12 protein-coding genes are annotated in these 15,415 nt (G+C 71.0%); 1 reads left to right on the forward strand and 11 read right to left on the reverse strand.

The features are described from left to right. Positions 1-56 precede the first annotated feature (56 nt). The 9 genes from KFLA_RS31400 to hemL form a co-directional block, all read right to left on the reverse strand. Complete coding sequence (locus KFLA_RS31400; RefSeq protein ID WP_012923877.1) at positions 57-1,619, reverse strand: MFS transporter; 1,563 nt, start codon at positions 1,617-1,619, stop codon at positions 57-59. Positions 1,620-1,681: 62 nt separating this feature from the next. After that, complete coding sequence (locus KFLA_RS31405; protein ID WP_012923878.1) at positions 1,682-2,293, reverse strand: TetR-like C-terminal domain-containing protein; 612 nt, start codon at positions 2,291-2,293, stop codon at positions 1,682-1,684. Between the two features lie 206 nt (positions 2,294-2,499). Next, entirely contained in the window at positions 2,500-2,751 is a 252-nt protein-coding gene (locus tag KFLA_RS31410; RefSeq protein ID WP_012923879.1) for a DUF4229 domain-containing protein, read from the reverse strand. A 1-nt stretch (position 2,752) separates the two neighbouring features. Beyond that, entirely contained in the window at positions 2,753-3,763 is a 1,011-nt protein-coding gene (ccsB, locus tag KFLA_RS31415; RefSeq protein WP_012923880.1) for a c-type cytochrome biogenesis protein CcsB, read from the reverse strand. Further along, entirely contained in the window at positions 3,760-5,376 is a 1,617-nt protein-coding gene (gene resB / locus KFLA_RS31420; RefSeq protein ID WP_012923881.1) for a cytochrome c biogenesis protein ResB, read from the reverse strand. The genes ccsB and resB overlap by 4 nt, the downstream gene beginning before the upstream one ends. A 1-nt stretch (position 5,377) precedes the next feature. Next, positions 5,378-6,121, reverse strand: coding sequence for a cytochrome c biogenesis CcdA family protein (locus KFLA_RS31425; RefSeq protein WP_012923882.1), 744 nt, complete (start codon positions 6,119-6,121; stop codon positions 5,378-5,380). 13 nt (positions 6,122-6,134) lie between these two features. Continuing rightward, on the reverse strand, positions 6,135-6,701 hold the full coding sequence (locus KFLA_RS31430; RefSeq protein WP_012923883.1) for a TlpA family protein disulfide reductase: 567 nt from the start codon (positions 6,699-6,701) through the stop codon (positions 6,135-6,137). Next, the gene (locus KFLA_RS31435; protein ID WP_202797303.1) at positions 6,701-7,324 is read right to left on the reverse strand and encodes a histidine phosphatase family protein; all 624 of its coding nucleotides are present in this window, start codon (positions 7,322-7,324) and stop codon (positions 6,701-6,703) included. The genes KFLA_RS31430 and KFLA_RS31435 overlap by 1 nt, the downstream gene beginning before the upstream one ends. A 59-nt stretch (positions 7,325-7,383) precedes the next feature. Beyond that, positions 7,384-8,706: a glutamate-1-semialdehyde 2,1-aminomutase gene (gene hemL, locus KFLA_RS31440; RefSeq protein WP_012923885.1), complete on the reverse strand. Its 1,323-nt coding sequence runs from the start codon at positions 8,704-8,706 to the stop codon at positions 7,384-7,386. Between the two features lie 233 nt (positions 8,707-8,939). Between hemL and KFLA_RS39495 the strand changes: the two genes are divergently transcribed. Next, on the forward strand, positions 8,940-10,301 hold the full coding sequence (locus tag KFLA_RS39495) for a lytic transglycosylase domain-containing protein (RefSeq protein ID WP_012923886.1): 1,362 nt from the start codon (positions 8,940-8,942) through the stop codon (positions 10,299-10,301). 169 nt (positions 10,302-10,470) lie between these two features. On the opposite strand, the gene KFLA_RS31450 is transcribed toward KFLA_RS39495, so the two are convergent. Both KFLA_RS31450 and KFLA_RS31455 read right to left on the reverse strand, forming a co-directional pair. Then, positions 10,471-14,187 (reverse strand): S8 family serine peptidase, encoded by a 3,717-nt coding sequence (locus KFLA_RS31450; protein WP_012923887.1) that lies wholly within the window; start codon positions 14,185-14,187, stop codon positions 10,471-10,473. Positions 14,188-14,387: 200 nt separating this feature from the next. Continuing rightward, on the reverse strand, positions 14,388-15,350 hold the full coding sequence (locus KFLA_RS31455; protein ID WP_012923888.1) for an LLM class F420-dependent oxidoreductase: 963 nt from the start codon (positions 15,348-15,350) through the stop codon (positions 14,388-14,390). Between the last annotated feature and the right edge of the window lie 65 nt (positions 15,351-15,415).

The following is a 15,415-nucleotide window of genomic DNA, read 5'->3' on the forward strand; positions in this document are numbered from 1 at the left end:
ACAACAGCGAAGGGCCGCACCCCGCCCCCGGGATGCGGCCCTTCAGATCAACGGTGTCAGCCGATGTGTACGGCCGGCTTGCCGTCGCCGGCGAGGTCCTTCGCCTTCACGGACAGGCCGATCAGGGTGATCAGGGCCGCACCGATCAGGATGAAGCCGGAGACCATGAACGCCTGGGTGAAACCGTGCGTCGTGGCCGCCGCGGTGAGCTGCCCCTCGAGCTCCTTGAGCTGCGTCGGCGACTGCCCCGACTCGGCGGCCTTCTGCAGGCCGGGAGCGAGCTCGGCGAACCGGTCCTTGATCGCGTTGGTGGAGACCGTGCCCAGCAGCGCCAGGCCGATCGCACCACCGATCTGCTGGACCGTGTTCAGCACCGCCGACCCGACGCCGGAGTCCTCGTTCGCGACCCCGGACACCGCGGTCAGCGTGAGCGGCACGAAGATCAGCCCCATGCCGAACGACAGCAGCAGGATGTACGGCAGCAGGTGCGTCCCGTACGACGAGTCGATCTCGAGCTGGGCGAAGCCGTACATGCCGCCGGCGGCCAGTGCGGCACCCGCCCCCGCGATCCAGCGCGGGTCCATCCGGGCGATCAGCGTCGAGCCGACCTGCGCCGCGACCACGATGCCGAAGCTGAACGGCAGGAACGCGAAGCCGGTCTTCAGGGCGCTGTAGCCCATGATGTTCTGGATGTAGATGCCGAGGAAGTAGAACATCGAGAACATCGCGGCACCGACGATCAGCATCACGAAGAAGCTGACCCCGCGGGTCCGGTCGGCCAGGATCCGGAACGGCATCAGCGCGTGCCGGGACCGGGCCTCGATCGCCAGGAACAGCGCGATCAGCGCCACGCCGCCGATGATGAAGGCCAGCGTGACCGGGTCGCCCCAGCCCTCCTCGGCCGCGTGCGTCAGGCCGTAGACCAGGCCGGTCAGACCGACCGTGCCGGTGATCGCGCCGGGCAGGTCGAACTTGCCGCTCTGCCGGGCCGACTCACCGAGGTACCGGATCGCCAGCACCGCGACGATCAGGCCGATCGGGGTGTTGATGAAGAACGTCCAGCGCCACGACGCCTCGGTCAGCGCGCCACCGAGGATCAGGCCGACCGCGGCACCCGCGCCGGACATCGCGGCGTACACGGCCATCGCGCGGTTGCGCTCCTTGCCGGCCGGGAAGGTGGTGGTGATCAGGGCCAGCGCGTTCGGTGAGGCGGCGGCAGCCGCGACGCCCTGCAGGATCCGGCTGGCCAGCAGGATCGTCTCGTTCTGCGCGATGCCGCCGATGAACGAGGCGATGCCGAACAGCACCACGCCGAACATGAACACCTTGCGGCGGCCGAGGATGTCACCGATCCGGCCCCCGAGCAGCAGCAGGCCACCGAAGGCCAGCGCGTACGCGTTGACCACCCACGGCAGCGTCTCGTTGCTGAAACCGAGATCGTTCTGGATGTGCGGCAACGCGATGTTGACGATGGTGCCGTCCAGCACCACCATCAGCTGCGCCATGCTGATCAGCGCGAGCGCGATACCGAGGTTGCGGTGACCGTGAGCCGGCGGCTCGGTCACGGAGTCGACCGGCCGCTCCTGCGGCGGCTCGGCCTTCACGACGTCTTCGGACATGCTGGTGAGATCCCCTCTTGGGTGTTACTGGCTTGACGGTCGCCGACCGGCCCCTCAACCGGTCAGCTCGCCTGCGGCCCCCGCGCCGCAGGCAGGATCACGTGATCGATCACGCGAAGGATCAGGTCTTCGGTCGGCTCGACGCCGAGCACGAAGGCGTGGTGGATGATGACGGCCGGCAGCGTGCTGGCCAGCAGCTCGACGTCGACGTCGGCGCCGATCTCGCCGCGCTCGACCGCCCGCTCGTACACCTGGCTGACGACCGCCAACCGCGGCTTGAGGAAGCGCTCCTGGAACGCGCGCTGCAGATCGTCGTCGCGGTGCAGGGCAGTGAGCAGCCCGGCCGTCACCGACATCGGCATCTCGTCGGTGAAGCCGCCCTCGTCACAGGCCAGCGCGATCAGGTCGCCGCGCAGGCTGCCGGTGTCGACGCCGTCCGGCACCGGACACCCCTTGGCCCGGCTGATCGCGTCGACCACCAGCTCGGCCTTGGTCGACCAGCGCCGGTACAGCGTCGCCTTGCTCGCCTTGGCGGCCGTGGCCACCGCGTCCATCGTCAGCCGGTCGTACCCCAGCTCCGCGACGATGTCGACACAGGCGTCGAGGATCTCCTCCTCGCGCCCGCCCTCGATCCGGGGACGCTGGCGCGGTCCGGCCTCGGCAACTTCGGTCATCATCACCCTGTGTGATCGATACGCAACGGATAGAACGAAACGGTTTCGTTTCATCGATCACTCTACGACTCATGTGAAGGAATGCACAAGCGAATTTCCCGTGAATCCCTCAGCCGTCCGGGTCACTCTGCGTACCACTTCACCACTGGTACGCACAAGCAGCAGGCCCCGCCGACAGCTCGTCGACGGGGCCCGCGGGACCGGCTTCAGTCCTGGTCCTCGGCCTTCCGGGAGGCTTCCAGCCGGGCCGACATGCGCGCCGCCCGCCGCTCGATGTTGGCCGCCAGCCGGTCGCGCGCGGCCCGCAGCACGAAGATCGACAGGATCGAGGACACGATCAGCGCCAGCAGCGCGATCGGAAAGACGGTCAGCCAGCTGTTCAGCGCGAACCACAGCACCGCGAAGCACGCGGCGAAGAGCGCCAGCCGCAGCCCGGTGTAGACAGCGAACTCCTTCATCTCACACTCCGGCGTAGGAGTGCAGACCGCTGACCAGCAGGTTCACACCGACGAAGTTGAAGATGAAGACCACCCAGCCCACGATCGCGATCGTCGCGGCCCGGCTGCCGCGCCACCCGGCGGTCGCCCGGGCGTGCAGGTAGGCGGCGTACACCACCCAGGTCACCAGCGACCAGACCTCCTTGGGGTCCCAGCCCCAGTACCGGCCCCAGGCGTACTCGGCCCAGATCGGGCCGGCCACCAGCACGCCGAAGGTCCACAGCGGGAAGGCGAACGCGAGCACCTTGTACGCCGTACCGTCCATCGCCTCGGCGGTCGGCAGCCGGCGCAGCGACGCCGGCATCGTGCCGCCCGCGAGCACCTTGCGCTCGGCGCGGGACTTCACCAGGTAGAGGATCGAGGCGAGTCCACCGATGGTGAAGGCGCCGCCGGAGATGGCCGCGGCGGCGACGTGGATGACGAGCCAGTACGAGTGCAGGGCGGGGACGAGCGGACCGGCCGGGGTGTAGAGCGCGAGCGTCGCCAGGCCGAGCACGGCCGCGACGACGAGGGTGACGCCGAGGCCGAGCCACTGCAGCTTGTAGCGGTGCACGAAGAGCAGGTAGACCGCGGTGACCGCGAGCGAGGTCGAGATCGTGAACTCGTACATGTTGCCCCACGGCGCCCGCTCGGCGGCCAGCCCGCGGGTCAGCACGCCGGCCAGGTGCAGCACGAAGGCCAGGTAGGTCAGCAACAGCCCCACGCGGCCGGCGGCCTCCGCGCGCGGGGACGCGGTGACGTCGGACGCCGAACCCGTCGACGAGGCCCCGGCACCGGACGTCACCGTGCTGCCGGTGGACGCACCGGCGGCGCCGACCAGGACCGGCGCGGCCTCGGTGTCGTCTGCCTGCTCGACGGCCACGGCACGGCTCATCGCCCACTCCAGCGCGTGGGCCATCATCGCCAAGGCGTAGATGACGGTGGCCGTCGGGATGACCAGGTTGGAGACTTGCGCGAAGCTCTCCGGGCTCATGACTGCTCCTGCGGGGTTGGGCCGGCGGGGCCTGCATCAACGGTGTTCAGTGCGCGGGCGATGGCGTGGACCTCGTCGCCGAGTCCCCGCTCGGGACCACGGTCCAGACCTGCGACCTCGACCACGGTACGCCCGTGCTCGGTCCGCACCCGCACCCAGGTCCGGCGCGGGTGCACGAACAGCGTGCCCATCAGACCGAGGATCGCGAGCGAGATGCCCAGCAGCGCCAGGTTCAGCCCCGGGGTCTGGCTGACCTGCAACTTCACCCAGCGCTGGTAGGACTCGAACGTCAGCGAGCCACGGTTCTCCGGCAGGTCGATGCTCTGCCCGGGCGCCAACTGGAACCGCAGCTTGTCGCCCAAGCCGTCGTCGAACTGGGTGAGCTTTTCCTTGTCGAGCTGATAGACCGACTGCGGCTTGCCGTCCTCGGCGACCGGCCGGCCGTAGTACGCGGTCATCACCAGCGCCGGGTTGAGCGCGTCGGGGAAGACCGAGACCGGGCCGCGCTCGTCGATCACCGCGGTCGGCAGGAAGAAGCCCTCGAAGCCGAGCTGGGCCGGCCTGGCGTCAGGGGCCTTGATCACTCCGAACGAGGAGAAGTTGCCGTCCTGCGGCAGGAACGGCGCCGGTCCGGAGAACGCGACCTCGCCCTTGCCGTCGCGCACCGTCACCCGGGGCGCGTAGCCGTGGCCGAGCAGGTGCACGCTGGCGCCGTCCACCTTCAGCGGATGGTTGACGCGGAGGTCGTAGGACTTCTCCGCCGACTCCGGGGTTTCCTGGTACGTGATGCCGGCGTTGAACTCGCGCGCCGCGCCGCGCTGCGGACCGTCCTCCTGGAACCGCACCGTGAAGTCCTGCACGGCGAGCGAGAACGGCGGCAGGTCGTCGGCGCTGAACACCCGGCCGGGGGTGAAGTCGTCGTACTGCGCCACCGAGTTCGAGAATTCGTTGCCTACAACAACGATCACGGTGCCGCGGTAGCCGAACAGCGCACCCCAGGCGACACCGACCAGCGCCAGGATCAGGGAGAAGTGGAAGAGCAGGTTGCCGGCCTCCCGCAGGTAGCCGCGCTCGGCGCCCAGGCCACCGGCGTACGTCTCGACCCGGAACCGGCGCCGGCGCAACTCCTGCCGGGCCAGCTCCAGCACCGCCTCGTCGTCCGCCGCGTCGAGCGTGAACTTCTCGTACTGCGGAAGCCGGTGCAGGTTGCGGGGAGGCTGCGGCGGACGGGCCCGGAGCGCGGTCAGGTAGACCCGCAGCCGCGGCACCACACAGCCGATCAGCGAGATGAACAGCAGCAGGTAGATCGCCGAGAACCAGGCCGACGTGTAGACGTCGAACAGTCCGAGCTTGTCGTAGAACGGCGCGAGCTTCGGGTGCTGCTCGAAGAAGTCGGAGACCTTGACCGGGTCGATCGAGATCTGCGGGATCAGTGAGCCCGGGACCGCGCCGAGGGCCAGCAGGAACAGCAGCACCAGGGCGGTGCGCATCGAGGTGAGCTGACGCCAGGACCAGCGCAGCCAGCCGACCAGGCCGAGGGCCGGCGGGTCGGTGCTCTCCGGGGGCTTGCCGCCGGGCATGGTGGCCTCGGCGCGTTCCTTCACGTCGCTCATCTCACACCGCCGACCCGAAGTTGCTGACCCACTGGCGCAGATCGGCGGTCATCGCATCCCACACTCCTGTCAGCAGCAGCAGGCCCACCGCGATCATCAGCACGCCACCGATCCGGATCACCAGCAGCTGGTGCCGGCGGACCCAGGCCACCGCACCGAGCATCCGGCGGAAGGCCAGCGCCGCGACGATGAACGGGATGCCCAGCCCGAGGCTGAACACCGCAGCCAGCACCGCGCCCCGGCCGGTACTGCCCTCGGTGGTCGCCAGGTTCATCACCGTGCCCAGCGTCGGGCCGATGCACGGCGTCCAGCCGAAGCCGAACAGTACGCCGAGCAGCGGCGCCGCCGCGATCCCGACCGCGGGCACCCGGTGCACCCGGACGTCGCGCTGCAGGAACCCGAATCCGCCCAGGAAGACCAGTCCGAGCACGACGGTCGCCCCGCCGAGCACCCGGGTGATCACCGTCTGGTGGTCCAGCAGCGCGTTGCCGATGGCGCCGAACACGACACCGGTCAGGATGAAGACGGCGGAGAAGCCGGCCACGAACAGCCCCGTGCCGGCCAGCATCCGGCCGCGGCGCTCGGAGCCGAGCTCGGCCGCGGACAGCCCGGTCACGTAGGACAGGTAGCCGGGCAGCAACGGCACGACGCAGGGCGAGAAGAACGAGATCGTCCCGGCCAGCACCGCGATCGGCAGTGCCACCAGCATCGAGCCCGTCATCGACTCCGCGAACCACTCACCCATCAGCCGGCGCCCATCAGTCGGCGTCCGCCACCATGCCGACCAGGGTCTGGGTGGTCACTTCGCCGATCACCCGGGCCGCCACCCTGCCCTGCTTGTCGATCACCAGCGTGCTCGGGATCGAGCTCGGCGAGATCTGCCCGCGGAACCCGAGCAGCTGCTTGCCGCTGGGGTCGTACAGGCTCGGGAACGTCACCCCGAACTCCTGGACGAACTTGCGCGCCGGGGCCTTGTCCAGGTCGCGGGTGTTCAGCCCGATGAACTGCACGTCCGCGCCCAGCTGCTTGTGCGCCGCGATCAGGGCGGGCGCTTCCTTGCGGCAGGGCGGGCACCACGAACCCCAGACGTTCAGCACGACCACCTTGCCCTTGTGGTCGGCGTACTGCCAGGTCTTGCCGTCGAGCGTCTCACCGCCGAAGTCGGGCGCCGGCTTGCGCTGGTCGGCACCGAAGGTGGAGACCCGGCCGTTGCCGCTGACGAAGCCGGTCTGGCCGCTGCGGTTCTGGTTGGTGTCCTCGCCCGAGCTGCAGGCCGCGGTCAGCAGCAGGACCAGGCCGGCCAGCGCACCCGCGGTACGGCGCATCAGGCACCGCCCACGAACTTCTTGGCGTCCTTCACCGGCAGCAGGTCCTTGGCCGGTTCGGCGTAGCCCACCGAGACGATCGACTCGCCGTGGAAGGTGAACGTGGTCAGGCTGGCCAGGCTGCACTGCCGGCGCCGCGGGTCGTGCCAGAGCCGGCGGTTCTCGACCGCGGACCGGATCGTCCAGATCGGCAGCTGGTGGGACACGATCAGCGCCTCGTGCCCGGCGGCCTTCTGCCGGGCGGTCTCGATCGCGTCCCGCATCCGCCGCACGATCTGCTGGTACGGCTCGCCCCAGGACGGCTTGACCGGGTTGCGCAGCAGCCACCAGGTGCCCGGGTTCTTCAGCGCGCCGTCGCCGACGCCGAACTTCCTGCCCTCGAACAGGTTCGCCGCCTCGATCACCCGCTCGTCGAGATCGGGGGTGAGGCCGAAGGTCCGCGCGATCGGCTCCATCGTCTCCTGCGCCCGCTCCAGCGGCGAGCTGACCAGGTGCACGACGTCGCGGCCGGCCACGTGCTCGGCGACCCGGTCGGCCATCTTGCGGCCCAGCTCGGACAGGTGGAAGTCCGGGATCCGGCCGTAGAGCACGCCGGTCGGGTTGTGCACCTCGCCGTGCCGCATCAGGTGCACGACCGTCGTTTCGGTCACCGCTGCCCCTCCATAGTCCTGTGCAGCCCTTCTCAGTTCGGTACGGCGGCCGCCGCGCGGGCGGCCGGGGCCAGCGCCGACTCCAGCCGGGCCAGCGCGTCGTCGTCGATCGCGGCGCTCACGAACCACGCCTCGAACGCGCTCGGCGGCAGGTAGACACCGGCGTCCAGCATGGCATGGAAGAACGCGGCGAACCGTGGCAGCACCTGGGCACTCGCCCCGGCGAAGTCGCGGATCGGGCCACCGCCCTTCTCGGAGTCCACGAAGAAGACGCTGAAGAGGTTCCCGGCGGACTGGATGACGTACGGCACACCCTCCTTGTCCAGCGCGGTGCCGACCAGGCGCTGGATGGTGGCGGAGGTCTCGTCGAGCTGCGCGTAGACCTCGTCGGTGGCCAGCCGCAGCGTGGCCAGGCCGGCCGCGGTGGCGACCGGATTCCCGGACAGGGTGCCGGCCTGGTAGACCGAGCCCTCCGGCGCCAGGTGGGACATGACGTCGGCCCGGCCACCGAAGGCCGCCGCGGGGAAGCCCCCGCCCATCACCTTGCCGAAGGTCATCAGGTCCGGCTGCACACCGTCGACGCCGTACCAGCCCGAGCGGGTGATCCGGAAGCCGGTCATCACCTCGTCGGAGATGAACAGCGCGCCGTTGTCCCGGCAGATCCCGGCCAGGAAGCCGTTGAAGTCGTCGGCCGGCGGCACGACGCCCATGTTGCCGGGCGAGGCCTCGGTGATCACCGCCGCGATCTGGTCGCCGTACTGCGCGAAGGCGGCGGTGACCGCGGCCTGGTCGTTGTAGGGCAGCACGATCGTGTCCGCGGTGGTCGCCTCGGTGACGCCGGGCGTGCCCGGGATGCCGAGCGTGATCACGCCCGAGCCGGCCTGGGCCAGCAGCGCGTCGACGTGCCCGTGGTAGCAGCCGGCGAACTTGACGATCTTGTCCCGCCCGGTGAACCCGCGGGCCAGCCGCAGCGCCGACATCGTCGCCTCGGTGCCGGAGGAGACCAGCCGGACCTTGTCGACCGGGGTCCGGCCGACGATCTCCTGCGCCAGCAGCACCTCGGTCTCGGTCGGCGTCCCGTACGACGTACCCCGGGCGACCGCGGCCTGGACGGCGGCCGTCACCTCGGGGTGGGCGTGGCCCAGCAGCATCGGGCCCCAGGAGCAGACCAGGTCCAGGTAGGTGGTGCCGTCGACGTCGGTGATGTGACATCGGTCACCCGAGGTCATGAAGCGGGGGACCCCGCCGACGGCACGGAACGCGCGGACCGGGGAGTTCACGCCCCCGGGCGTGACCGCGGTGGCTTGGTCGAACAGAGCGGCGGAGCGAGCGGTGTGGTCGGGCACGGCCGCCATTCTTCCCGACAGACCACCGGCTCTGGTGGGCGGGCGGCGCTCAGGGGGTTCCGCTGAACCTTGTTACGCGCCAGTATGGGTACCCGGTGACCGCTCGGACACTGTCCGCGTCCGCCCGTAACCCACGCCCGGGCCGGACGTTGTACGAGGTGTCGCGGGTTACCGGGACCGACGAAGAGACATGTCCGCAGCGTGGGGCGGGTCAGCTCGATGAGTCACGGGAGGGATCATCGATGGCGAAGGGCAAGCGTCGCGTCACGGGCAGCGGGTGGCGGCAGGTGGCGCCACTGGTTCCGCTGGCGTTGTTCGCCAGCGCGTTCACCGTCAGCGCGACCGATGACCCGGCGGTGGCGACCGCGGCCCTCGAGCAGGGCGCCGGGACCAACACCCCGGTTGTCGTGCCCAAGCAGCCGATCGCCGATCCGGCCAACATCCCGGTGCCCGGCAAGGTCGGCAACGGCGTGGGCAAGACCGAGCAGCCCACCCAGGTGGTGTCCGGACTGTCCCGCAACGGCATCCCGACCGCCGCGCTGAAGGCGTACTCGCGGGCCCAGCAGGTGCTGGCTCAGGCCGACGCGGACTGCCGGCTGCCGTGGACGCTGGTGGCCGCGATCGGCCGGGTCGAGTCGAACCACGGCCGTTTCGGCGGCAACTCGCTGACCAAGGACGGCATCGCCGTACCCGGCATCTACGGCCCCCGGCTGGACGGTTCCATCACGGCCCGGATCTCCGACTCCGACGCCGGCCGGCTGGACGGCGACGGCGCCTTCGACCGGGCCGTCGGGCCGATGCAGTTCATCCCGGCCACCTGGCACGCGATGGGCGTCGACGGTGACGGCGACGGCACCCGCAACCCCCAGGACATCGACGACGCGGCGATGTCCACCGGCGTCTACCTGTGCTCGGGCGGTTCGGACCTGTCCAAGGCCGCCGACCTGAACCAGGCGGTCCTGCGCTACAACCACTCGCAGGCCTACGTCGACCTCGTGCTCAGCATCGCCAAGGCGTACGCCGGCGGCAGTTGGATCGTGGTCGGCAACGGCACCACGAGCGACGACCAGGGCGTGGTCCGGGCCGACGGCTCGATCGACGACCCGACCGTCGACGCGCCCGCCGACGAGAACCTGCCCGAGGCGATCGACCTGCCGGTCTACCCGCCGGGCAAGCCGCGGCCGACGCCGACCGGCGGCGACGGCGACCAGGACCGGCCCACCACCAGCCCGACCAGGAAGCCGCCGGCCAAGCCGTCGACGCCGCCGCGCAGCACTGCCAAGCCGACGCCGTCCAAGCCGGCGACACCGAAGCCGTCCACCCCGCCGCCGAGCACGCCGGCCGGCGTGGCCACGCTGAAGACCGCGGCCGGACTGATCGTCGGCACGGTCGGCAGCACGCTGACCGAGCTGACCAAGGCCACGCAGTACTGCCAGAACGAGATGGCCAAGGTCACCATCACCAAGCCGACGCAGGACCAGCTGCAGAAGTGTGTGACCGCCTACCAGACCGGTGGCACCGCCGCCGTCGACCAGGTGATCCGCAACCTGCTCTCGCTGCTGGGCCTGGTCGGCGTTCTCGGTGGAGGGCTGCTCGGCAGCTGACCACCCCTCAGACCGGCGCGCCTGCCCCCACCCCTCCCTGGGCGCGCCCCCGGCGACGCCACGGAACACCTCCCCCCGGTTTCGTGGCGTCGCCCTTGACTGTGGTCAAGCGCTTACTTGAGTAATTCTCACTTTGCCGTTCCGTCGCGGCTGGGCGGAGACGCGGACGTCACCAGGGCCGCTCGATGGTCTGCGTGATCCGGTTGCCGAACAGGTCCGTCGCCGTCACCCGCAGGGCCGCCGGTGCGGCCGCCGGGACCGTGCCGAGCACCTTGCCGCCCAGCCCGCCCGGCACCAGCCGGACCGGCTGCCAGTGCTTGCCGTCGGCACTGGTCTCGGCGGTGGTCCGGAAGAACCCGTGGCCGCGCACGCCCGGCTGGTAGCCGGGCTTCAGTTCGAGCTGCCGTCCGTTCAGCCGGTAGTCGACCTGAACGAGCGGCAGCACCTGCCGCGACGTCACCGGCCCGGACCGGAACCGCCACTCGGTCCGCGTCGCCGTCGAGGTCTTCGCCCAGGTCTCCGGAGAGCGCCGGACGTCCAGCGTCAGCTCGTACCACGCGCTCTTCGCCGGTACCGGGAACTGCGCGACCGACCAGTTCTTGCTGCCGACCACCTTTCCGCCGCTGGTGAGCGTCAGCTGGGTCCGGTCGCCTGGAGTGTCACTCCACCCGTACTGCGTCCGGTCGCCGTTGACGTGCTGCGGGATCGCCACCCGCAGCGTGTTCTCGAACCGGGCCGCCGGCAGCCCGTCGGCCTCGCTGCCCTCCGCGTCGGGAACCGCCGGCCGGGAGATCGGCGCCCACCAGTCCCGGCTGGCCCGCTCGTTCGGCCGGTAGCTTCGGGCCAGGCTGTACTCGACGCCTGACAGGTTCCACTCGCCCGCCACCGTCCTCTCCTCCCAGGTGGTTCCGGGCACATCCGACGCCAGGTAGTCGGTCCGGGCCACCGGTCCGGTCACCTCCCTGGTCGAGCTCAGTCCGACGCTCAGGCCCGGAAGGTGAGCCGTGCGCTGGTCGCGGTGCAGGAACCAGGCGTCGTTGCGCAGGTAGTTCGTCGTCACCGCGGCCGGCCGCAGCCGGGCGAAGTCGTAGGTCAGCGGTCCCTTCACCTGCTGCGGCCCGATCGCCAGGTCGTAGCGGTAGCTGCTGTCCCGCAGCCCGGTCAGCTGCAACTCCACCGGCCGCTTCGCCAGCAGCGCGCGGAGCCGGGCGCCTTCGGGCCGGCGCAGCAGGTAGAACGGCACGCCGACCTCGGCGCTGTCGCTCCAGAACCCCGGCCGCTCGTTGTCCATGAAGACGGCCCGAGCGCCCGCGTCCTTCGCCGCCTGGACCTGGCCGGCGGTCTGGTCGTAGTCCCGCCAGCGGAGCAGGGCGATCTTGCCTGCCACGTTCTTGAGTCCGTCCGGGCTGCCGTCACCAGCGTCGACCAGCTGCAGCTTCTCCCGGCCGACGTACGGCGACTCGAAGGTGCCGTCCGCGGGAGTCGGCAGCCGGAACCCGCCGGGGCCGGTCACGTCCACCGTCAGTTTCGGCTGCTCGAGGTCCCAGCGCTGGACCACCTGGAACGTGCCGGCGGCGACCTTGCCGAACTCCTGCACGTAGATCCCGTCGGCGGCGTCCCGGCCGAAGCCGAAGCCGGACACCGCGTGCCGGTCGCCCACCTTGCGGTGCCAGGCGATGCCGACGCTGTGGGGGTCGGCGCGCTGCGGCGTCTTCACGGTCACCTTGTGGGCCCGGCGGGCGTCGAAGGTGAAGGTCCGGTCGCCGGTGATGCGTTCCTCCGGGTCGCCGAGCAGGGTGACCGAGTTCGTCCAGCCGGCCTCGTCGCCGCCCATCACGAAGGCCATCACGCTGTACCGGCCGGTCGGCACGCTGAGCACCCGGCTGCCGGTCTCGTCGAAGGTGATGCCGAGCACGTCACCGGTGTCGATGTTCCACAGCTGGACCCCGCTGTTGGTCTCCGGCGTGGCGACCGCGGGCTTGCCGTCCCGGCCGATCGCCTTGACCGTCACCTCGTGCAGCCGCCCGCCGGCGGTGAACCCGAGCCCGGTCCGGTACGTCGTGCCGGCGCCGCGGGCGACCAGCTCACCGGCGTACTTGGCCGGGCCGGTGGCGGCCAGGTCGAGCCGGACGGTCGCGGACGCCGTACCGCCGGCCGGGACGGTGAGCCGGGCCGGACTGACCGTGAGCGCGGCCTTCACGCCGCCGGGCGACCGGGCGCCGACCGACAGGTCGAGCGTCACCGGCCGGCCGGACTTGTTGCTGTAGGCCACCGTGCGGGTCACCGGCGCCGGGGCGGTGCCGGTCCAGGACAGCTCACCGAAGAACAGGTTCGCTGCGTCCGGCAGCACCTTCGGGTCGAGCGCCCGGGCGAGGTCGATCCGGCCCAGACCCTGCTGCGCGACGGTCGTGTCCCGCCCGGGAACAGCGGTGGCGGCCAGCGCGGCCTTCAGCTGCGCCCCTGACCAGTCCGGGTGCCGCTGGGCCAGGATCGCGGCCGCGCCGGCGACGTGCGGGGTGGCCATCGAGGTACCGCTCATCGCGGTGTAGTACTCGCCGAGGCCGTGCCCTTGGTCGGAGCCGGCCGCGCGGGCGGCGGCGATGTCCACGCCGGGCGCGGTCACCTCGGGCTTGAGGGCGCCGTCGCCGAGGCGGGGCCCGCGGCTGGAGAAGGAGGCGAGCCGGTCGTCGGAGTCCACCGCGCCGACGGTCAGGGCGGCCGCGGCGGCTCCCGGCGTACCGACGGTCTCCTCGGCGCCGGCGTTGCCGGCCGCGACGACGAAGAGCGCGCCGCTGGACTTCGACAGCCGGTCGACTGCCTCGCTCATCGGGTCCGTGCCGTCCGACGGCAGCCCGCCGAGGCTCAGGTTGACCACCTTGGCACCCTGCTGGACGGCCCACTCCATCCCGGCGATCGCCTCGGAGTCCAGCCCACCGCCCTGGTCGTCGAGTACCTTGCCGACCAGCAGCTGCGCGCCCGGCGCGATGCCTTTGCGCCGGCCGGCGGACGCCGTACCGAGGCCCGCGACGGTCGATGCAACGTGCGTTCCGTGGCCGTGCCCGTCCTGGACCGGCTGGTCGGGCACGAAGCTGGCCGACCCGACGACCTGCTTCTCCAGGTCGGGATGGGACTCGTCGTAGCCGGTGTCGAGCACGGCGACCTTGACGCCACGTCCGTCGTACCCCGAACGCCAGGCGGCCGGAGCGCCGATCTGCGCGGCGGAGCGGTCCAGGGTCGCGCGGGTGCGGCCGTCGAGCCAGATCTTGCCGACGCCGGCGCTGCTCAGGGTCCGAGGGCTCGCGATGCCCTGCCAGAACTGCTTGGCCCGGGACTTCTCGACCGAGACCGCGGTGGTGCCGACGCTGGCCAGCGTCATCCGCCGGGTGCTGTTCCCGGGCGCCGCCGGCGCGCCGCCGCGGGCGGTGGCACCGGTGAGCAGCACGGGCAACCGGCTGGTGGCCGCGTCGTCGTAGCCCTGGGCAACCAGCAGGCCGAGGTCGAACAACCGGCGATCCAGCCGGCCGGAGGTGAACAGCGGGTACGCCGCGACCGGGACCAGCGTCAGCGCGCCGTCGAACTCGCCGAGGTAGTAGTTGCCGCCGTCCACCAGCCGGGCGGAACGGGTTCCGTCGGCTGAGGTGGTCAGCTCGGCGACGTCACCGGTGATCAGCGTGATCCGGTGCGTGGCCGCACCCGGGGTCGGGCCGGCGAGACCGGTGGTGCCGGGCGGAGAACCGGGAGGGGCCCCGGCACCACCGGTGGACTGGGTGACCGCGCTCTCGCGCCCGGCCGCGCCGGCCGTCGCGGCGAACGGAAGGACCGACGCCACCACAGCGCCGGCGATCACGGTGCGGAACATGCTGGTGGCGAGTCGTGACGGTCTCATCCGTGGCGGCACCTCCCGATGCCCCGACGGGCGCGAGGCCATCGCGGCCGAGCCTGTCAGTTGCCTTCGGCCACGGTCCACGGTTGCCGCTGACCTGAACCCGCCATGGCTGGTTCCGGCCAGCCGGAGTCCGCATCATCAGGACCCCGGCCGGTCCGGTTGGGTCGGTCCCGGCGATCGGTACCGGATCGGGACCCGGGTCAGGCGAAGCGCTTGGCGACCTGCTCGACCCGGTCGACCAGGTCCAGGTCGTAGGCGACGCCCGGCACGTAGAAGATCACGTAGTCCGCGCCGGCCTCGAGCACCGCCTCGACCTTGGCCGCGATCTCGTCCTCGGTGCCGATCAGGTTGTCCTGGCCGAACTTGTCCCAGTCCTGCGGGCCGCGGGCCTGCGCGGTCGCCGTCCGGGGGTCGTCACCGGCGTCGATCGGGAACACGTTCATCGAGGTCGACTTGATGATCGAGTCGTAGTCGCGGCCGAGCCTGTCGCAGTGCGCCTTGAGAACGGCCGCCTTCTCCCGGACCAGCTCCGGGTTGCCGCCGCCGATGTTCGCCGCGTCGGCGTACTGGGCGACCAGCTTCAGCGTGACCTTCGGGCCGCCACCGCCGATCCAGAAGCTCGGGTGCGGCTTGCGCACGCCCTTCGGCTCGTTGATCGGCTGGTCGATCGAGTAGTGCTTGCCCTGGTAGACCGGCTTGTCCTCGGTCCACATCCTGTAGATGATCTCGGTCGCCTCGCGGAAGGCGGCCATCCGCTCCGGCACCTCGGTCCACTCGTAGCCGTAGGCCTTCCACTCGTGCTCGTACCAGCCCGCGCCGAGGCCGGCGTACAGGCGGCCGTGGCTGGCCACGTCGACGGTCGAGGCGATCTTGGCGTAGAGCGCCGGGTTGCGGTACCCGTTGCAGCCGACCATCTGGCCGATGTTGACCCGGCGGGTGTCGCGGGCCAGCGCCGCCGTCGTGGTCCAGCACTCGAACGTGGTGTTGTCGCTCGGCTCCGGCACCGTGTGGAAGTGGTCGAACAGCCAGATCGAGTCCCAGGATCCCTCGTCGGCCCGCTTCGCGACGTTCGTCATCGCCTCCCACTGCTCCACCGGGTCGGCGATCCCGGTGAGGTCCATCTTCCAGCCCTGCGGAACAAAAATCCCGAAACGTGTGCTCATACCCCCCATCCTTTCCCGGCGAGCTGAACCGGTCCACCACCCGGCGGACGGGATTCCTTCTCAAT

It is taken from the genome of Kribbella flavida DSM 17836, from assembly GCF_000024345.1.
In the GTDB taxonomy this organism is placed as follows: Bacteria; Actinomycetota; Actinomycetes; order Propionibacteriales; family Kribbellaceae; genus Kribbella; species Kribbella flavida.

Bases quoted from the DNA above. Each gene is read 5' to 3' on its own strand.
- KFLA_RS31400 (WP_012923877.1), bottom strand. From the start codon at position 1,619: ATGTCCGAAGACGTCGTGAAGGCCGAGCCGCCGCAGGAGCGGCCGGTC.
- KFLA_RS31405 (WP_012923878.1), bottom strand. From the start codon at position 2,293: ATGACCGAAGTTGCCGAGGCCGGACCGCGCCAGCGTCCCCGGATCGAG.
- KFLA_RS31410 (WP_012923879.1), bottom strand. From the start codon at position 2,751: ATGAAGGAGTTCGCTGTCTACACCGGGCTGCGGCTGGCGCTCTTCGCC.
- ccsB (WP_012923880.1), bottom strand. From the start codon at position 3,763: ATGAGCCCGGAGAGCTTCGCGCAAGTCTCCAACCTGGTCATCCCGACG.
- resB (WP_012923881.1), bottom strand. From the start codon at position 5,376: ATGAGCGACGTGAAGGAACGCGCCGAGGCCACCATGCCCGGCGGCAAG.
- KFLA_RS31425 (WP_012923882.1), bottom strand. From the start codon at position 6,121: ATGGGTGAGTGGTTCGCGGAGTCGATGACGGGCTCGATGCTGGTGGCA.
- KFLA_RS31430 (WP_012923883.1), bottom strand. From the start codon at position 6,701: ATGCGCCGTACCGCGGGTGCGCTGGCCGGCCTGGTCCTGCTGCTGACC.
- KFLA_RS31435 (WP_202797303.1), bottom strand. From the start codon at position 7,324: ATGCGGCACGGCGAGGTGCACAACCCGACCGGCGTGCTCTACGGCCGG.
- hemL (WP_012923885.1), bottom strand. From the start codon at position 8,706: ATGGCGGCCGTGCCCGACCACACCGCTCGCTCCGCCGCTCTGTTCGAC.
- KFLA_RS39495 (WP_012923886.1), top strand. From the start codon at position 8,940: ATGGCGAAGGGCAAGCGTCGCGTCACGGGCAGCGGGTGGCGGCAGGTG.
- KFLA_RS31450 (WP_012923887.1), bottom strand. From the start codon at position 14,187: ATGAGACCGTCACGACTCGCCACCAGCATGTTCCGCACCGTGATCGCC.
- KFLA_RS31455 (WP_012923888.1), bottom strand. From the start codon at position 15,350: ATGAGCACACGTTTCGGGATTTTTGTTCCGCAGGGCTGGAAGATGGAC.